The organism is Labilithrix sp. (assembly GCA_019637155.1).
Classification (GTDB): domain Bacteria; phylum Myxococcota_A; class Polyangia; order Polyangiales; family Polyangiaceae; genus Labilithrix.
Map to the genome: position 1 here is coordinate 251,841 of JAHBWE010000016.1, position 18,397 is coordinate 270,237.

At 71.6% G+C, this 18,397-nt stretch carries 16 protein-coding genes; 7 read left to right on the plus strand and 9 right to left on the minus strand.

The features are described from left to right. Positions 1-191: 191 nt before the first annotated feature. Both KF837_31805 and KF837_31810 read left to right on the plus strand, forming a co-directional pair. Positions 192-1,130: an endonuclease/exonuclease/phosphatase family protein gene (locus KF837_31805; protein ID MBX3231954.1), complete on the plus strand. Its 939-nt coding sequence runs from the start codon at positions 192-194 to the stop codon at positions 1,128-1,130. A gap of 145 nt (positions 1,131-1,275) precedes the next feature. Continuing rightward, the gene (locus KF837_31810) at positions 1,276-2,178 is read left to right on the plus strand and encodes an endonuclease/exonuclease/phosphatase family protein (GenBank protein ID MBX3231955.1); all 903 of its coding nucleotides are present in this window, start codon (positions 1,276-1,278) and stop codon (positions 2,176-2,178) included. Between the two features lie 9 nt (positions 2,179-2,187). On the opposite strand, the gene KF837_31815 is transcribed toward KF837_31810, so the two are convergent. Both KF837_31815 and KF837_31820 read right to left on the minus strand, forming a co-directional pair. Then, positions 2,188-3,921 carry a phosphoethanolamine transferase gene (locus KF837_31815; protein MBX3231956.1) on the minus strand — a complete coding sequence of 578 codons (1,734 nt, stop codon included), beginning with the start codon at positions 3,919-3,921 and terminating at the stop codon, positions 2,188-2,190. A gap of 81 nt (positions 3,922-4,002) precedes the next feature. Beyond that, positions 4,003-4,371, minus strand: a complete 369-nt coding sequence (locus tag KF837_31820; GenBank protein ID MBX3231957.1) for a hypothetical protein — start codon at positions 4,369-4,371, stop codon at positions 4,003-4,005. A gap of 227 nt (positions 4,372-4,598) precedes the next feature. Here KF837_31820 and KF837_31825 point away from each other — a divergent pair, with 227 nt between their 5' ends. Both KF837_31825 and KF837_31830 read left to right on the plus strand, forming a co-directional pair. After that, positions 4,599-5,303 carry a hypothetical protein gene (locus KF837_31825; protein MBX3231958.1) on the plus strand — a complete coding sequence of 235 codons (705 nt, stop codon included), beginning with the start codon at positions 4,599-4,601 and terminating at the stop codon, positions 5,301-5,303. Between the two features lie 76 nt (positions 5,304-5,379). Next, positions 5,380-8,901 (plus strand): protein kinase, encoded by a 3,522-nt coding sequence (locus KF837_31830; GenBank protein ID MBX3231959.1) that lies wholly within the window; start codon positions 5,380-5,382, stop codon positions 8,899-8,901. On the opposite strand, the gene KF837_31835 is transcribed toward KF837_31830, so the two are convergent. After that, positions 8,865-10,205: an AAA family ATPase gene (locus KF837_31835; protein ID MBX3231960.1), complete on the minus strand. Its 1,341-nt coding sequence runs from the start codon at positions 10,203-10,205 to the stop codon at positions 8,865-8,867. The two genes, KF837_31830 and KF837_31835, sit on opposite strands and share 37 nt — an antisense overlap. 186 nt (positions 10,206-10,391) lie before the next feature. Here KF837_31835 and KF837_31840 point away from each other — a divergent pair, with 186 nt between their 5' ends. Next, positions 10,392-11,756: an FHA domain-containing protein gene (locus KF837_31840; GenBank protein ID MBX3231961.1), complete on the plus strand. Its 1,365-nt coding sequence runs from the start codon at positions 10,392-10,394 to the stop codon at positions 11,754-11,756. Here KF837_31840 and KF837_31845 read toward each other — a convergent pair. Continuing rightward, the gene (locus KF837_31845) at positions 11,747-12,961 is read right to left on the minus strand and encodes a hypothetical protein (GenBank protein MBX3231962.1); all 1,215 of its coding nucleotides are present in this window, start codon (positions 12,959-12,961) and stop codon (positions 11,747-11,749) included. The two genes, KF837_31840 and KF837_31845, sit on opposite strands and share 10 nt — an antisense overlap. 117 nt (positions 12,962-13,078) lie before the next feature. Continuing rightward, positions 13,079-13,252, minus strand: coding sequence for a hypothetical protein (locus KF837_31850; protein MBX3231963.1), 174 nt, complete (start codon positions 13,250-13,252; stop codon positions 13,079-13,081). Positions 13,253-13,348: 96 nt separating this feature from the next. On the opposite strand from KF837_31850, the gene KF837_31855 reads away from it, so the two are divergent. Next, entirely contained in the window at positions 13,349-15,421 is a 2,073-nt protein-coding gene (locus KF837_31855; protein ID MBX3231964.1) for an OmpA family protein, read from the plus strand. Positions 15,422-15,604: 183 nt separating this feature from the next. Here the strand turns inward: KF837_31855 and KF837_31860 are convergent, their stop codons facing one another. Next, positions 15,605-15,859 carry a hypothetical protein gene (locus KF837_31860; GenBank protein MBX3231965.1) on the minus strand — a complete coding sequence of 85 codons (255 nt, stop codon included), beginning with the start codon at positions 15,857-15,859 and terminating at the stop codon, positions 15,605-15,607. A 4-nt stretch (positions 15,860-15,863) separates the two neighbouring features. On the opposite strand from KF837_31860, the gene KF837_31865 reads away from it, so the two are divergent. Further along, positions 15,864-16,394: a hypothetical protein gene (locus tag KF837_31865; protein ID MBX3231966.1), complete on the plus strand. Its 531-nt coding sequence runs from the start codon at positions 15,864-15,866 to the stop codon at positions 16,392-16,394. A 60-nt stretch (positions 16,395-16,454) separates the two neighbouring features. Here the strand turns inward: KF837_31865 and KF837_31870 are convergent, their stop codons facing one another. The 3 genes from KF837_31870 to KF837_31880 are packed head-to-tail and all read right to left on the minus strand — an operon-like array spanning position 16,455 to position 18,291. Beyond that, positions 16,455-16,754 (minus strand): hypothetical protein, encoded by a 300-nt coding sequence (locus KF837_31870; GenBank protein MBX3231967.1) that lies wholly within the window; start codon positions 16,752-16,754, stop codon positions 16,455-16,457. A 23-nt stretch (positions 16,755-16,777) separates the two neighbouring features. After that, positions 16,778-17,257, minus strand: coding sequence for an SRPBCC domain-containing protein (locus tag KF837_31875; GenBank protein MBX3231968.1), 480 nt, complete (start codon positions 17,255-17,257; stop codon positions 16,778-16,780). Further along, complete coding sequence (locus tag KF837_31880) at positions 17,182-18,291, minus strand: hypothetical protein (protein ID MBX3231969.1); 1,110 nt, start codon at positions 18,289-18,291, stop codon at positions 17,182-17,184. The genes KF837_31875 and KF837_31880 overlap by 76 nt, the downstream gene beginning before the upstream one ends. Positions 18,292-18,397: the final 106 nt, after the last annotated feature.

Below are 18,397 nucleotides of genomic sequence, written 5' to 3' on the forward strand. Positions count from 1 at the left end.
CGCGTCAGCGAAGCGCGATCGCGCAGCAACTGCTCGAGTTGCGCAGGCCGGGCGGCGGGTGGGCTGCGCGAGCGGGGGTCGACCTGCACCAGCGCGGGCGGCTCGTTGCGCAGCGGACGACGCCAAACCAGCGGAATCCTTTGAATACACACATGTGCGCCGCCGGCATACACGCTGCAGTAACGGAGGGCATGAAGACGGCGGTGCTCGGGGCGGTCCTTGCGGCGGTGGTCGGGATGGCGGGCTGCGCGGTGGAGACCGGCGAGGACGACGACCTCATCGGGGACAGCTCCGACGCGGTGACGAACGGGCGCTGCGCGGGGACGACCGGCACGAAGACCGCGAACCTGAAGGTCATGACGGTGAACCTCCGCCACGACGTCGACTCGTGGCAGCGTCGCTTCGAGCTGATCGCCGACGAGATCGTGCGCCTCGATCCGGACGTCATCGGCGCGCAGGAGGTGGAGTTCTTCCTCCGCGACAACCAGGCCGAGAAGCTCAACGACCTGATCGCGAAGCGCGGTCATGCAAAGTACAACCTTTACGCGAAGCGGAAGTCGGGGGTCGCCGGCTTCTTCACCGGCGAAGGCATCGCGATCATGTCGCGCTGGAAGATCACGGAGAAGGAGCACGAGGACATCGGCGAGAAACGCGTCAGCATCCGCGCCCGCATCCAGCACCCGAACGGCCCGATCGACATGCTCGACACGCACCTCGAGGCCGGCGGCGGCGAGCGGGGCGCGGAGATCCGCGACGACCAGGCGCGCCAGACGATCGACCTCGCCGATCGCGACGACGACTGCCACCCGACCTTCCTCACCGGCGACATGAACGCGAAGGAGGACAGCGCCGCGCTGAAGCGCTTCTTCGCGGCGGGCTTCGTCGACTCCTTCAAGAAGGTGCACGGCGCCCAGACCTCGAAGGTCGGCAACACCTCGAGCGTGAAGCTCGCCGAGGGCGCCTTCGAGCAGAACCCGAAGAACCGCATCGACTTCGTCCTCGCCCGCGGCGCCGGCGGCCGCACGATCGAGCCGATCGACTCCGTCGTCTGCTTCAAGAACCACGACGCGAAGGGCTTCTACCCGTCCGACCACTTCGGCGTGATGACGACGTTCCGCGTGAAGCTCTGAGCGACGCCGAGCCTCCGCGCTCGCGTGGTAGGATCTCTCTCGTGATGGAGCGGATCCTCCGCGCAGCGAACACCCTCGAGGAGGCGGACGCGCTCGACCTCGAGGACCTCGCCGCGATCGCGCGGGGCCGGCGGAAGCGTCGTCGGTGAGAGGGGTCGCCGTTTCGCTCGGGGTCGCGCTCGGCGTCGCGTCGGCGTGCTCGCGGGAGCCACGGCTCGAGCCGATCGTCCACTATCCGCGGCCGCATTGTCCGGATGCGGGGGCGACGGCGCGGGCGCGGGTGAAGGTGATGACGCTGAACCTGCGCCACGACGCGGACCAGTGGGAGCGGCGGTTCGCGATGGTCGCCGACGAGATCGTGCGGCTCGATCCCGACGTCATCGGAATGCAAGAGGTGAAGCTCTCGCGCGATCAGGCGAACGTCCTCGACCGCCTCGTCGGCGAGCGGGGCGGCGCGCGCTACGAGGTGTTCACCGCTTACAAGAGCGGCCCCGGTGGCGTCGCGTCCGGTGAGGGGCTCGCCATCCTCACGCGCTGGCCCATGCTCGTGAAGGAGAGCGCCGACATCGGCGACGGGCGCGTCACGCTGTTCGCGCGCATCGCGCATCCGAACGGCGTGATCGACGCCTACAACACGCACTTCGACGCGCACCGCGACGCCGACGGAGAGGAGATGCGCGACCGCGAGGCGCTCCGCACCGTCGACTTCATCGCGAAGCACGACGAGTGCCACGCGACGTTCCTCCTCGGCGACATGAACTCGGAGGCCGACGAGCCGCCGCTCCGCCGCTTCGTCGCGGCCGCGTTCGACGACTCCTTCGCCGCCGCCGGCGCCGGCGCGCCCGGCAACACGCTGCGCATCCAGCTCGAGGAGGGCGCGTTCACGCAGTCGCCGCGGCGGCGCGTCGACTTCGTCCTCGCGCGCACGGCCGGGCGGCGCGTCGCGACGCCGACCGAGTCGGTCGTGTGCTTCAAGAACCACGACGCGAAGGGCTTCTACCCGTCCGACCACTTCGGCGTGATGTCGACGTTCGACCTCGGTTTGTGAGCGCGCGCGTCAGGGGAGGCGGGCGGCGACCTCGCGCGGGAGCGTGTGCTCGGCGAGCGGGCGGGCGACGCCGTCGTCGCCGGTGACGGTCCCGCGCCACAGGTCGTAGACCTCGTGCCGTCCGTTCGGGAGGACGACGAGCATCGTCGGCTCGAGGAGGTAGGCCGGCGTGTACGCGCTCACGACGCGCACGCGCGGCGGCGGCGGCCCCGCGATCCAGTCCGCGCAGTCCATCGGCGCGTTCGCGGCCGGCGCGGTGTGCATCAGGTGCAGGATCGTCGGCGCGACGTCGCAGGCGGAGGTCTGCGCGTCGGCGACGGCGCGCATCGCGCTCCGCTCCGCCGCGGGCGGGAGGACGAAGAGCGGATCGCGGACGACGTTGGATTGGTAGCCGTGGTTGTAGAACGCGCCGCCTTCGCCGAGCGGCTGGCCGTGGTCGCTCGTGAAGAACATCCACGCGTCCGGATCGCGTTCGCGGAGGGCCGCGTGCACGCGCGCGAGGAGCTCGTCGGTGACGCGGATCGTGTTGTCGTACGCGCCGATCGAGTTGACGCCGTCCTCGGGGAAGACCTTGTGCGACGGCGGCGAGTGCTCGCGGTAGGGCAGGTGCGATCCGTCCATGTGGACGACGAGGAAGAACGGCTCCGCGAGCGCGTGGAGGGTGGGGAGGACGCCCTTCTCGAGCATGACGAGGTCGTCGGAGCCCTTCAGCACGTCGACCTGCGGCGCGAACGAGATGCCGGTCTTGAAGACGTCGGCGCCCTCGCGCAGCATCGCGTCGAGGTCGCCCCACGACTCCTCCTGCGCGCTGATGAAGGCGGTGTGGTAGCCGCGCGCCTTCGCGTACTCCGTCACGGTCGGCGCGCGGAAGACGCGGCCGCTCGGGTCGGGCCCGGCGAGGCCGGTCATGATGTACGGCACGCTCGTGCGCGTGTGCGGCCCCATCACGACGGCGTCCTTCATCGCGACGAGCTCTCCCGCGTCGTGGAGCGCCTGGAGGCGCGGCGAGGTGGGGCGGTCGTAGCCGTAGATCGTGAGGTGGCTCGCCGCGAGCGACTCGCCGACGACGAGCACGATGTTGGGCAGCCGCACGCCCGCGGCGAGGGGCTCCGCCGGCGGCACCGCCACGCGGCCCTCGCCGCGCGCGGTCACGGTCGCGCGCTTCGCGAGCCCCACCACCGCGCAGGCGAAGGCCGGCTGCGGGTGCTCGAGCGTCGACGAGGCGCGCCAGTACGTCGAGCCGAGCGCGAGCCCGCCCGCGAGCACGGTCGCGAGCGCGGCGGCGCGGAGGCGCCCGAGCGGCTTCGCCGCGCGCGGGTAGAGGCCGAGCGTCGCGACCGACGCTGCGAGCACGACCAGCGTCCCGAGCGCGTCCGACGCCTGGCCCGCCGCCTGGAGCACGACGCGCGGCGCCTCGCCGAACGCGGCGAAGTCCGTCGGCGTCACGAACGCGCCGTAGGACTGGAACACCATCCACTGCACCGTCACCGGCACCGTGATGAGTGCAATATGCAAGCAAGTCCGGACCCGCCCGCGCGTCGTCGCGACGAGGCGCACGACGATCCAGAGCGCGAGCGCGGCCGCGGCGTAGTTGAGCGCGCCGCGCAGCGTGACGAGCCGCGGCCGCAGGTAGGCGGCCCGCGCGACGAGGTCGAGCGCGAGCAGCGCCGCCCACGCGAGCCCGACCGAGCGCGCCATCCAGCGCGGCGTGACACGATGAAGCAAGCGACGAGCGACCACCATCAGCGGCCGCATCTTCGCACCCGATCGCCCGGGGCCGAAGCTCGGCGTGTCGACGCGCGCCTCAGCGCGGCGATCGAGCCGTCACTTCTTGCAATACTCCACGATCTCGCCCTGAATTCGATTCTCTTCCTTCGTCGTTTTGTCCGTTTCGCGGAGGAAACCAGCGAAGTCGAGCCGCTTCGAGCTGAGCTTGTTGTAGGCCGTGCCGATGGAGTCGAGGTTGTCGGCGTAGTCGTCCTTGAGCGACGACAGCGTCTTGTCGGAGATCTTCTCCTCGCGGAGAGACGTCGCTTCCTTCTTCAGCTTGTCGCCGATGTCTCCGAGGTCCGAGCTCTTGTCGCTTCGGACCTTCGCTACTTGCGAATGCGCCTCGGTGACCTCGATGAGGAGGTGGCCGCAGGCCTCCTTCTTTGCGTTCTTGCATGCGGGGAGCGCGAGCAGAAGAAACACGGCGCCAATCCCAACCCCGATCCTACCAAGCATGGTCACCTCGACACTGTTGCGTGAATGGGGATCGACTGTCCTTGAGAATTGGCGTTTATGTCACCTTAAACCGAGTCGGCGACGCAGCGAATAAGCGCTCGCGAGCGAGGCTTAAGCCACGTTTAAGGTGGCGGGCTTGTAGTGTCCCGAGCCGCGCGCCGTCACACGCTCCCATACCAAACCATCGAGGGTCCATGCGTCGTTCCCCCTTCGCTCCGATTGTCGTCGTCGCCGCGCTCACGTCCGTCACGGCTCTGGCGCAGGTCCAGCTGCCTGGCGCCAAGAAAGACGTCCCTGCGCCGCTCCCGGGCGCGCTCGCGCCTCTCGTCGTCCAGGCGTCGCTTCCGCCGGCGACGACGATCGCGTGCGGAGCGACGAGGGAGGTGCTCGTCGGGCTCGAGAACAAAGCCACCGTGGCGAGGAGCGGCACGCTCACGACGGGAGGAACGTCGTCGGTGCCGTTCTCGGTCCCGGCAGGCGGCGCGCAGCAGTACAAGGTCCCGTTCTCCGTCGACTGCAACAAGCCGGTCTTGAAGATCACGGCGCAACCCAGCACCGGGGCGACCGTGACGAAGGAGCTCGTGGCGAAGTCGTTCAACTTCGCGCCGCAGTCGCTCGCGGCTACGAACGGGAAGGGGGCCCTGCAAGCGGCGGTCGTCGCGACCTGCGGCGCCGAGGTCGCGGTGCAGCTGAAGTCCGAGCTCGCGGAGGCCGCGACCATCAACGTCAACTTCGGCTACGGCAGCGGCATGGACAAGAACGAGACGATCGCGCCGCAGGCGAAGCTCACGGTGAAGGGCCCGGTGCTGGACTGCTCCAACTTCAAGAACTACGTCGTCGGCGTCGTCGGGCCGGCCATCGACGGCAAGAAGCTCCCTCCCGCGTCGCTCACGTACTGACGACCGGCCAGGAGGCTCCGCCATAGCCCTCCGAGCTCGTTGCATAGTACAAAGGAGCACGTGCGCGGTAGGTCTCGTGTCCCAAGAGCTTGCGCTCGCCGGTTGGGCCGGCCACGCCGGCTTCGAGCTCCTCGGCACGCTCGGCGAGGGTGGGTTCGGCGTCGTGTACGAGGCGCTCGATCGCGAGCGCGGCGAGCGGGTCGCGCTCAAGGTCCTCAAGCGCCGATCGAAGACCGATCTCGAGCGCTTCAAGCGCGAGTTCCGCGACCTCGCGCACCTCACCCACCCGAACCTGCCGCTGCTCTACGAGCTCTTCTGCCTCGACGAGCCCTGGTTCTTCACGATGGAGCTGCTCCGCGGGAGCTCGCTCCGCGCGTACATCCACGGCGACGATCGCGACGATCGCGGCGGCGCGATGGCGAGCGCGATCGCGAGCGCGACGCGCGGGACCTGGACGAGCACGGCCGAGCCGCCGCCGGCGCCGCCCTCCGCCGCCGCGCGCGGCGCGGCGCAGCTCGACGAGGAGCGCCTCGATCGCTGCCTCGAGCAGCTCGCCGACGTGCTCACGTTCCTCCACCGGCGCGGCTTCGTGCACGGCGACGTCAAGCCGTCGAACGTGCTCGTCCGGCCGGACGGTCACCTCTTCCTGCTCGACTTCGGGCTCGTCCGCCGCGACGACGAGACGCGCGACGGCTTCGCCGGCACCTCGCTCTACGCCGCGCCGGAGCTGCTCCGACGCGGCCGCCCGGCGCCGGAGCAAGACGTCTACTCCGTCGGCGCGATGGTCTTCGATCTGATCGCGGGGGCCCCGCCGTTCCCGGGGCCGGGCCTGCAGCCGATGCTGGACAAGGTCCGCCGCGCCGCGCCGCCGATCGCGTCGGTGGCGCCGTCCGTCTCGCCGCGCCTCGCCCGGCGGGTGGACCGCTGGCTCGATCGCGATCCCGCGCGCCGGGGAGGGCTCGCCGGGAGGTCGGAGACGGTGGCGCGCGGGTTCGTCGGCCGTACGGCGGAGCGCGGCGCGTTGCTCGATGCCTACCGTCGCGCGGAGGAAGGTCGGAGCGAGGTCGTCGTCGTCGTCGGGCGCGCGGGCTTCGGCAAGTCGGCGCTGGTCGAGGACGCGCTCGCGTCGATCGGGGGCCTCCCGTCGCGACCGCTGATCCTCTCGTCCCGCGCGAGCCCGAAGGAGCACGTCCCGTTCAACGCGCTCGACGGCTTGCTGAGCGCGCTTCCTCCGCTCGACGTCGAGCGCGCGGCGTCCCGGCGCGACGTCGCGCTCGCGTTGAAGTCCGCGATTCGCCGTGAGGCCGGCGAGCGCGTCGTCGTGATCTGGCTCGACGATCTCCACTGGGCCGACGCCGACAGCCTCTCCGTGCTGGAGGAGATGCTCCATCCCCCGCGCCTGCGCGCGGCGCTCTTCGTCCTCTCGCGACGGCCGGCCGAGCCGGGCTACGCGACCCTCGTGCTCCCGTGCCCGTCGCGCACGCTGGAGGTGGGGCCGCTCCTCCACGCGGACGCGCTCACGCTCGTGGCGGCGCACGGCGTGTCCGAGCGCCCCGCGGCGGAGACGCTCGTGTCGCGCGCGCGCGGGCACGCGCTCTTCCTCGAAGAGCTGTGCTCGGGCGGTGACCTCCGCTCCGCCGACGTCCCGGAGCTCGTCGCCCTTCGCGCGGCGCGCCTCTCGCCCCACGAGCGAGCGTTGCTCGAGCTCGTCTGCGTCTCGCAGGCCGCGCTGCCGTCGGCGCGCCTGAGGGTGCTCGTCGCGGACGAAGACGCCGACGTCGCGCGCTCGCTCGAGGCGCTCTGCCGCGCGCGCCTCCTCCGTCCCGCGATCGGCGGCGGCGGCGGCGGAGGGGAGGGCGGCTTCGCGCCCTTCCACGACCTGATCCGGGAGACCGTGGTCGACGCGATGCCGGACGAGAGGCGTCGAGCGCGTCACGAGGCGATCGCGCGCTCGCTCGATCCGTACGATCCGCGGCAGGTCCCGGCGCGGATCGAGCACCTGCGCGGCGCCGGTCGCGCGGAGGAGGCGGCGACGCTCGCGATCCAGGAGGCCCGCGCGGCCGCACGGGCGAAGGCCTTCGCGCAGGCGGCCGAGCTTCTCCGCGTGGCGCTCGAGCTGGGGGCGGACGAGTCGCTGCGCGAGGAGCGGCTCGAGGCGCTCGAGCGCGCGCAGCTCCCCTGCGACGCAGGGGACGCCGCGCTGGAGCTCGCGCGCACCGAGCCGGACGCCGCTTCGAAGACGAGGCTCGGCATCCGCGCGGCGAAGCACTACCTCGCGAGCGGCGAGCTCGCGCGCGGCCACGCGGTGCTGCGCGAGTTGCTCGCGCAGTCGGGCGTCCCGTGGCCGGAGACCGAGGTCGAGACGTTCGCGCGCCTCGTGCTCGCGCGGCTCGTCCCCCGCTGGCGGTCGAACCGCGCGCTCGATCGCGAGCTCGTGCTCGAGCTCCTCTGCGCGCTCGCCGAGGGCCTCGGCATGATCGACAACGCGCGCGGCAGCTTCTTCATGACGTGCGCGCTCGCGGCGGCGGAGGAGCTCGGCGATCCCCGCCGCCTCGCGTGGGTCCTCTTGAACGCGGCGATGTACCTCGGCTCGATGGACGAGCGGCGCCGCGCGAAGGGGCGCGCGTTCGTGCGGCGCGCCCGCGCGCTCTACCCCGGCCCGCTGCCGCCCGACCTCGCGGCTTACGAGCTCGCCGTCCTCGGGACGATGTCCTTCCAGGAGGCGCCGAGCCGCGAGGCCTCGGAGCTGCTCGCGCGCGCGGAGCGAGCCTTCTCCGACCTCGACGACGGCGGAGGGCCCTCGCTCGGCAACGTCGGCATCATCCGCGGACATTGTCTCCGCATGCTCGGCGATCTCACGGAGCTGCGCGCGCAGGCGGAGCGCCTCGCGCGCGTGGCGGAGCACCGCGCCGATTCGTACCTCCGGACGACGGCGAAGTTCGGCGGTCACGTGATCTGGCTGGCGGACGACGCGCCGGAGGCTTCGCGTCATTTGCTCGAGAGCGTGCCCTGGCCCGAGGTGCCGGGGGCCTTTCACTTCCAGCACTGGCTCCGCACCGAGGCGGAGGTGGAGACCTCGCTCTACGAGGGCGACGGGCGCGGCGGCTGGGAGCGGATCCGCGCCGTCCGCGCGTCCTTGCTCCTGTCCCTCATCCGCCAGATCCAGTCGGTGCGCATCTCGTGCGACTTCACGTTCGGCCGCGCGCTCGTCGGCTTCTGGGAGGCGGGCGGCGCGCGGCGCGTCGATCTCCTCGCGTCGTTCGAGCTCGTGCGCCGGCGCCTCCTCTCGGAGCGGAACCCCGCCGCCGCGGTGCGCTCGCACCTGCTCGGCGGAGGCGCGGCCGCGCTCGCCGGCCGGCGCGCGCGCGCGGCGCGGCACCTCCGGACCGCGCGCGAGATCGCGGAGGCGAACGGCCACGCGTACTTCGGCGCGCTCGCCGAGCTCGGCCTCGGCGCGCTCGGCGTGTCGTCCGGCGACGCGCAGGCGCGCGCGGAGGCGGTCCTGCGATCGATGGGCGTCGTCGATCCGCGACGCTTCATGGCGGTCGAGGTCCCCGGCTTCTACTCCGCGAGCACGACGTCGTCGTCGAGGCGATAGCCGGTGCGTGTGTGGTGGACGGCGGACTGCAGGCCCATCCGCCGGAGGGAGCTCACCGCGACGTAGACCCGGTTGCGCGCGGCGCGCGGCAAGATGAGCTCCCCCGGCCAGCCCTCCGCGACGATGGCGGACGTGTCGAGCGTGTCTCGACCGTCCAGACGCGCGCGCACGAGCGCGGCGAGCACCGCAGCGAGCTTCGGCGACGCCGCCAAGCTCACGCGCTCGCCGCTCGGCGAGACGAACCACTGGCCGCTCCTCGCGATCACGGCGCCGGTCTCCGCGCTCTGGACCTCGCGCGGGCGATCGGCGCCGTCGCCGTACGTGAGCGCGAATCGCCGTATGCTCTCGAGGAGCGTGTAGCGCGGCTCCTCTCCTGCCTCGACGCGCATCAGCGACGCGTCGACGAGCTCCTCGATGACGTAGGCCGGCGCCGTGACCCCCGCGACGCGGACCCGCGCCTCCGCCGCCGCGAGCGTGAGCGGAGACGGCCCCGTCGCGAGCGCCGTCAGCGCGCCGCGCGCCGCCGGCGTCAGCCGATCGAACGAGGAGCGGATCGCGTCACGGAGCGGCGAGCGCGCCGTCCCTCCGCGTGGATCGAGCAGGACGTCGACGTTCATCCGCTCGAGCAAGTCGGCCGGCGCGAAGGAGCGCGCGCTCTCGGCGGCGAGCTCCACCGCGAGAGGGAGGCCGTCGAGGCGTCGCGACAGCTCGGCGACGAGCCGCCGCTCCTCCTCCCGCAGCGCGAAGCTCGGGATCGCGCGGCGGGCCTTGCCGGCGAAGACCTCGACGCAGAGCTCCGGTTCGAGGGGGCCGAGATCCACGACGAGCTCGCCGGCGCACCGCAGCCGGACACGGCTCGGCGCGAGCAGCGCGAGCTCCGGCGCGGCGGCGAGCCAGCGTTCGAGCTCCTCCGCCGCGAAGCCGGCGGCGTCGTCGAGCCCGTCCACGAGGACCACCGCTGGCCCGAGCCGCGCCAACGCATGCAGCTCCGAGCAGCCTTCCTTCGACGCCGCCACGAGCAGCGCGTCGCGGAGCTCCGCGGCGTCCTCGGCGAACGAGCCGTCGATTTCGATCGCGCGCCGTCCCGCGTCTCGCGCGCGAGAGAGCGCCTCGCGCGCGAGGCGGGACTTGCCGACGCCCGGCGGTCCGAGGATCGAGATCATCCGCTCGCCGTCCGCCAGCGCCGACGCGACGTAGGTGAGCTCCGCCGCGCGCCCGACGAACGGCGATCGCCACGGCGTGCGCGATGCCCTCGCCGAAGGCTCCGCGCTCGCGTCGTCGTGAACAAGGACCGCGAATCCCATCCCCTCGAATGCTCCCTGCGTCTTTGTCCCGCATCGACGCGCGAGGGGTCAAGGCGGCCTCCGAAGGCCGATCCAAATTTAACCCCCTCTTAAGGGAGGGCCTCCCGGCGCGCTCTGGAGGCCGCGGGAAGCGAAGATCCTCTTAAGATCTCGGTGACGGCTCGGCTCGACTATGGTCGCCCGTCCGTGACCGGCTCGACGACGACCGACGAGAGCAGCGATCCGGAGTCGTCTGCTGCGGCGTACGTGCTGGTCGTCGCGTTCGGCGCTCCAGCAAGCGATCTCGGCCGCCGGTTCCTGGTCGCGGACGAGCTGCTCGTCGGCAGAGAGTCGCCGAGCTTCGGGAGCGACTACCGCGGCCTGTCGCGGCGGCACGCGGAGCTCCGGCGCGAGAGCGGCACCGTCGTCGTGCGCGATCTCGAGAGCCGCTTCGGCACCTTCGTCAACGGCACGAAGGTCCGCCGGCAAGAGCTCGCGCTCGGCGACGTCGTCTCGTTCGGCCGCGCCGGGATGATCCTCGCGCGGACGCCGCTGTCGTTCGTGCCCACGCCGCATCTCCGGATCGCGCACGAGTCGCTCGCGATCGCGCGCGTGCTCGACGAGCTTCGCGCGGCGGCGAGGACCGGGCTCCCCGTCTCCTTCGTCGGAGAGCCCGGCGTCGGCAAGCGTCTCTTCGCCGCCGAGCTCCACGCCGCCTCCGCGTCGGCGGGCGCGCTCGCCGTCGTGGACGGGTCGCGCGAACAATGGTCCGAGCCGCTGCCGTCACCAGAGGACACGATCGTCTTCACGCATATGTCGGAGGCCTCTCCGGCGATGCTCAAGACCTGCCTCCGGCTGCTCCGCGATCGCGAGCACGGGCGCCCCGCGCCGCGCGTCGTCTTGACGTTCGAGCCGGCCGACGGCGGCGTGGAGCCCTCGATCCCGCCGTCGCTCGCGAGCCACCTCTCCGGCTCCTTCATCCACGTGCCGCCGCTGCGCAGCCGGCCGGAGGACACCCTCCCCATCGCGCGCCGGAAGCTCGCCGAGCTCGCCGGGAGGTCGGTCCTCGTCGGGCCGCGGCTCGCGCTCCGCCTCTTGCGCGGTCGCGTCCACGGAAATGCGCGCGGGATCGAGTCCGAGATCGAGCGCGCGTGGCACCGCGACGAGGCTCGGGCCTCGAGCGCGGGGGAGCTCGAGGACCGGCGCGTGGCCGATCTCCGCGACGTACGGAAGGTGGCGCGGGACGGGAGCTTCATCGAGGACGCGTCGGGGGTGCAGACGAAGATCGCGGGCCGCGTCCTCCAGAGCATCCTCCGCGCGCTCGTGGCGGCGCGCGGAGGCGGCGCGCTCTCGGTCGAGGCGATCACGCGCGCGGCCTGGCCCGACGAGCAGATGACCGCGGCGTCACGCGCCAACCGCATCCACGTCGCGATCGCCTCGCTCCGGAAGGCGGGCCTCGGCCGCGCGTTGTTGCACGAAGGGGACGGCTACCTGCTCGCGCCCGAGCCGTTCGTGGAGGTGATCGACCTGGACCACGAACGACCCGACGCCCCGGACGCGCGTCAGCGGTAGAAGCCGACGAAGCCGCCTGCGCCCGCGACGACGATCGTGCCGTCCGGCCGCGCCTGGCACTTGCTGACGGTGTCCGTCACCTCCGCCGGCGTGATGTTCGTGAAGGTCTTGCCGCCGTCGTCGGAGAGGACGACGAGGCCGGTGCTCGATCCGAGCGGCTGCTTCTCGCCCACGACGACGACGCGCTGGCCCACCTGACAGACGCCGCGCGCCCACGTCCAGTCCGTCGCGGCGCCGACGATGCTGGAGAGGTTCGTCTCGACGTACGCCTCCGCCGAGGTGCGGTCGCCCGTGTTCACGTAGATGCGCCCCGTGTGCGCGTTCTGGTTCTCGCCGACGACCACGACGCGGTCCGCGTTCGCGGCGATGCCCCACATCTCGCCCGTCCACGCGCCGCCTCCCTCGCGCGGGAGGTTGACGCGCGTGAGCTCGTACGGGTTCGTCGCGCCCGGCGTCGGGACGAAGACGTACGGCGGCTCGGCGATGCGGCTGCCCGCGCCGTAGAGCTTGCCGTCGTGCACGACGAGATCCAGGAGCTGCTCGGCCGGCGTGCCGCCGCTGAGCGCGTTGCTCACGTCCGTCCAGCCCGCCGCCGACGCGCCGGCCGTCGCCGACGGACGGAAGAGCGCGTCCGTGCCCGTCAGGCTCTCCGCGACCGCCGCGCCGTTCGGGAGGTTGCGGAACGTGCCGACCGTGAACGACTTGCCGACCACGTTCTCCGCGACGAGGACCGGCGTGACCGTGAACGGAGCGGCCGCGCCTTCGAGCTTGAGGACGCGGTTGCCGGTGCCGTCGTTCTCGTTGACCCCTCCGATGTAGAGCGCGCCGTCCGTGCCGCGCTCGATCGTGTTCACGCGGAACTGCTCGAGCGTCGGCGAGCCGGTGGCCTTCTCCCAGCTGTCGCCGCCGTTCTTGCTGAAGTAGAGGCCATAGCCGACCGCGTTCGTTCCGCAGCCGACCCAGAGCGCGCCGTCCGTGTCCTCGAAGAGCGCGTCAGTGCGGTTCGGGCCCGGACAGCCGTGCTTCTTGAACGTCCACCCCGCCGGCGACGTGCTCGCTTCGGTCCCGCCGTCGAGCGCGGGCGTCGAGCCGTCGGGCGTCACCGGCGTGTTGGAGGAGGCGTCTGGAGAGTCGTTCACGCTCGTCGTCACGCACGCGGAGGACGCGAACGAGAGCGCGAGGAGAGAGAGGAAGCGAATGCTCATCCCTATTGGTATGCCGGGAGGAGGGGATCGAGGATCTAAATTCCCGTCTCGCGATCTTAAGCGCGGCGGGCGTTGCTGCGTGGCCGCTACACCACGAGTCGCGACGACGCGACAGGCTCATCGCAGCGTGCGGTCGAGCGCGCGCCGCAACGACTCGGACGTCACCTCGCGCGAGATCGTGGTCATGCAGTGATGGTTGCGGAGCTCGAGCCATCCGCCGCATCCGTCGTGCTGGAAGCCGACGAACGGCAGCGCGAACCACTCGCGGAGGGTGAGCTCCTCTCGGCACATCGCGCAGATCTTCACCCACACCGTCGTCCCTGTGGGAAGGCCGCGGAGCACAGGGCGGGCCAACGCGCGGTGGACTGGGGTACGCTTCGCAGCCTCGTGCGCGCGCAGCCGTTCGTCTCATGGTTCGTCGTCCTCCTCGCGGCTTGTGGTGCGCAAGAGGGGGCCGGCTCGAAGCATCCCGGTGGAGATGACTCGACCAGCGGCGGCGGCAAGGTCGAGTGCACCGACGTCGACGCGACGAGCACGCGCGACGCGAGCTACCGCATCATCGACACGACCGATCCGGCGCGGCGCCCCGCGCTTCCGCCGCGCGTCGTGGCGGACAAGCTCGCGTTCGCGGTCAACGACCATGACGGAGACGGCATCGACGACGAATACGACCTGTGCCCGGCGAGCGCCGAGGACGGCCGCGAGCCTCATCCCTTCGACGGCTGCGCGGCGGACGCGGACCACACGCGCAAGCGCGCGGTCTGGCCGGACCTGCCGCGGGTCGTCGTCAAGGGCGACCGCATCGACATCTCGGAGCAGATCCACTTCGCCCCCGCCTCGGCGAAGATCCTGGAGGACTCGAAGTCCCTCGTCGCCGCGATCGCGCAGGCGATCCTCGACAACCCGGAGATCGAGCTCGTCGAGGTCGCGGGCCACGCCGACAAGCAGGGCGACGCGAAGACCAATTTGACCCTCACGCACCAGCGCGCCAAGGCGGTCGTCGACGCCCTGGTCGCGCGCGGCGTTTCCGCGAAATGGCTCCGCTCGATGGGATATGGCGAATACTGTCCCCTCGATACCGGAGTAAGCAAAGAGGCATTTGCCAAGAACCGCCGCGTCGAATTCCGGATTATCCGCCGCGACGGAAAGGAGCTCACCCCGTCGTGGGGCGGCTGCGACGCCGCGGAGAAGCAGGGCGTCCGTCGCCCGGGTGCACCCCCCGCCGTCACGCGCCCGAAGGCGTCGAAGCCGGCGGCGTCGAAGGGCGCGCCCACGTTCCACGGCTCCTGCCGTACGCGCTACGCCGCCGAGTGCGAGGCCGACTGCCGCGCCGGCTCCACCGTGTCGTGTTACGTCGGCGCGCACGAGCAGAGTCACGCGAGCGAGCCGGCCGCCCTCACCGCCGATCGGAGCTCGCTCAAGCGCGAGTGCGACGCCGGGCTCTTCCCGGCCTGCTCCCAGCTCGCCATGTCGCTCTTCTCGTCTCCGCCTCACGATCACGCGACGGCGCTCGCGCTCGCGACCCCGGCCTGCGAGAAGGGGGACGGCGTCGGCTGCGGCGCGGCCTCCTTCCTCCTCCAGCGCGGCTGCAACGTGCCGGCCGACCCGACGAAGGCCTACGCGCTCGCCAAGAAGGGCTGCGCGATCGACGTCGAGCACGCGCGCGAGCGCATGCCGACCTCGGTCGGCGATCGCCTGTCCTGCGGCGTGGCGAGCAGCTCGCTCTGGTCGGGGCTGGGCGGTCCACGCGATCGCGCCGCCGCGTACGCCTTGGATCAGCGCGCCTGCGCGGCGGGGCTGCCGCGCGCGTGCGTCAGGCTCGCAGAGGACGCGCTGAGCGAGCCCTCCCTCGTCACCGATCGCGACAAGCTCGTCGCCACGCTCCACGACGCGTGCGAGCAGGCGGGCTGGGAGGACCAAGCGAGCGAGTGCATCGCCCTCGCCCACGTCGAGAAGCCCGGTGAGTACCAATCCCCGCGCCTCTGCGAGGCGGGCGGCCAGCTCGAGTGCGCGAAGAAGTGCGCGGAGAGCGACTGGGAGCCGTGCATGGACCTCTACATCTCGGCGCTCTATCGGGGATTCCATCGCCGCGTCGACAGCCTCTCGCCCCGCGGCTGGACGCTGCGCGGCCTCCTCGAAGAGGCGAAGACGGATCGCTATCGCGACTCGCAAGCGAAGCTCGACGAGGCGGCGGCGGACCACTACAGCAAGGCCTGCACCGCCAACGTCCCGAGCGGTTGCATCCACCACGCGCGCATGCGCCTCGAAGGCCGCGGCGTCTTCCGCGATCCCTCCGGCGCCGCGAGAGCGCTCGACGAGTGGTGCGCGAAGGGCGAAAAGATGGCCTGCGCCTTCCTCGCCCACGCCGCCGCCACGAAGAAGATCCCCGGCGGCCAACCGGAAGCGCAAAGGCGCCTGTCCGAAGCCTGCAAAGCCGGCCTCAAACGCGCCTGTAAGTGATGGCGAGGAGCTTGGTTGGCACGACTTAAGCCTTAATCGTCGCGACGAGGCTTGCATCGAACGCGCGGTGTGTCGTCCATCGAGCTCCCGCATGAAAGTCTTCCACCTCACCGCTCTCGCGGTCCTCTCCGCGGCTTGCGTGCTCGCGACCACCACGCCTGCGGACGCCTTTCTCGTCCCCGACTACGCTATCCAGGAGGTCGCCAAATCGAAGGGGCCGTCGACGAAGACGGTGACCACGACCACGACCACGACGACGACCACCACGGACAGCGACGGCAGAACCACGACCACGACCACGACGACGACCGAGACCACGACGGTCGTGGTGTCGAGCCAGTCCGCCGCGTCCGCGACCGCTGGGTCCTTGGGAACCGTCAGCGGCGACCTCTCTTTCCCGAGCGGAATACGCGTCGGGACCCGCGGCGGCGAGCTCACCGCGTTGAAGATCGCGGGCAGCCAGATCGGGATCGTCTCCGTCGACGGGGGCGCGTTCAAGCGCGTGCGCACCGCGACCGAGGCGGCCTCGAGCCTCAAGGTGTTGAAGCTCAAGACCCTCCCGAGCCCGGCCGGCAAGGGCCCGATCGACCGGAAGCTCCTGAAGCTCTCCGGTGACGCGCGCGAATACGCCGAGCTCGCGAAGGACGCGTGGGCGATCGAAGGTCAGGCGCCGGACAAGGAGCTCTCGCTCGGCTTCCCCGACGGCACGGCGATCACGGGCGTGCAGGTCGGTACGGGCGACAACGGCTCCGTGCGCTGGGTCCGCTTGTTCGGCAAGAAGATCGATCCGAAGACGGGCAGCCTGACCGGCCCCGAGCTCCAGCAAGAGCAGGTGCCGACGGGCGTGCGCGCGACCTGGCAGCCGCGCGTCGACTGCTCGACGGGGCGGTTCGCGGTCGGCTTCCTCGTCACGGACGGCGCCGCCGGCGCGATCACCGACCTGGGGCTCCGCTGCGTCAAGCTCGGGAGGTGATACCATCGCGTCGCGATGAGCTATCGGACGAAGCGCCCTCGCTTGCGGCTCTTCGGCACGTCACCGCGACCGCATCGGTAGGACCTCGCTGAACGGCTGCACGCGGCCAGCGAAGATCCCCTTCTCCACCGCCGGATCGCCGGTGAGGAACGCGGTCGCGGCGTCCTGATCCGCCGCCTCGAGCACGGCGAGGCCGAGGTGCGGAGCGTCGAGCGTCCTGCCCACGTAGCGAACGACGCCGGAGTCGTAGGCGGCCTTGAGGTACGCGAAGTGCGCCGCGACCGCGCTCTGCTCCTCCGGCGTCGGGTCGGTCGGCATGCCGAGGCGGGTGGGCTCGATGCGATAGAGGTAGGTCGGCATCCGTCGAGTCTACGCGCGCGCCGTCACTCCGCGCGCGCGAACCGCTCGTCGAGCTTCGTGAGCTGGCTCGTGAAGCCCTCCTCCTGCATCTTCGTGAGCTCGTCGGTGTGCATCCCGTCGAGCGTGACCACCATGCGAACGCGGTCGCCGGTCGCGGAGAGGTCGACCGCGATGTTGCTCTCGTAGGTCGCGACGCCGGGCAGGAAGTCGATGACGTTCGTGAGGACGAGCCGCTCGTGAGGCTTCACCTCGGTGAAGCGTGAGCGCGTCGCGTGCGAGGCCGGCCGCCCCATCTGCTTCATCGCCGCGATCATCTCCGCCGTCGCGGCGATCATGTCGTAGCGAAGCGCGCCGCCGACGCGCGCGTCGATCTGCCGCTCGCTACGTTGCACGACCAGCGGGTCCGGCGGCGTTCTCGCCGATGGCGCTACTGGCAGTCGGACATGTTCGTGCTCGCCTGGCAGCCGGCGGAGCCTGCGCAGCTCGAGCCTGGTGTGCAGCAGAGCCGCTTGCTGCCGCCGGTCTCGCAGGAGCTCGCGCACGAGCCGGCGTCGCACTGGACGTGACGCAGGCACGCGTCGCCTCCGCCGCATGTCACGCTCGCGTTCTGCCCCGACATCGCGACGCCCTCCCGGCAGTTGTTCCCCGCCGCGCACACGACCGTCGACGTCGTCCCCGCCTTCGCGATCACGCGCTCGTTCCTGCAGGACTCGCTGCCGAGGCACGCGACGGTGCACGAGGTGCCGGCGAAGCACTGCGCGCCGTCGCGGCACGCGTTGAGGTCGGCGCCCGGCTGCTCGCCGCAGCGCAACGCGCAGTCGCCGTCCGTGATGCAGCGCGGGCCGTTCGCGCAGGCGTTCACGCCGCGGCACGAGACACCGCAATGTTCGGCGGCGCGGCAGTCGACGCCGAACTGGCATGCGTTGGCGCCGTCGCACGTGACGTCACAGCGCCGGCCGGCGCACTTGACGCCCTCGTTCAAGCACGTGTTGGCGCCGATGCATTGGACGTCGCACGTGCTCGCGTCGCCGCAGTCGACGCCGTCGACGCACGCGGTCGCGCCCACGCAGCGGACCTCGCACGGCAGACCGGCCGGACAGACGACCACGCCGGACCCCGGACCCGTGCGCCCGACGAGGCACACGCCGCCATCACACGTCCCGCCGACGGCGCCGCACGCCACCTGACACTTCTGCGTCGCGTCAGCGTCGGGCCCCGGCGCGTCCGGTCCGTCGAGCGACGCGTCGCGCCCGCCGTCCCCATCGCCTCCACCACCGTCGAGCGTCTCACCGCCATCGTCCGGACTGCTCCCGTCGCCGCCCCCGCTCGACGAGGAAGAGCCCGACGACGAGGAAGAGGAAGAGCCCGACGACGACGATGACGCGCCCGAAGACGACGATGAGCCCGACGACGACGACGCGCCCGAGTCTCCGTCGACCAGCGCGCCTCCGTCGTCCGTCGCGCTCCCCACGACCGTGAGCCCGCACGCGACCGCCGCGGGAAAGAACAGGCTCGCGAGGAAGAGCCGCCGGCGCATGCCGCCATCATCGCAGAAGGCCACCAAAGAACACGCGCCCTTTCGGCGTGCGAACGCCCGGCACATCTCCAAGCCGGCCACCAGGCCGCTGAAGAATGCGCGCCCC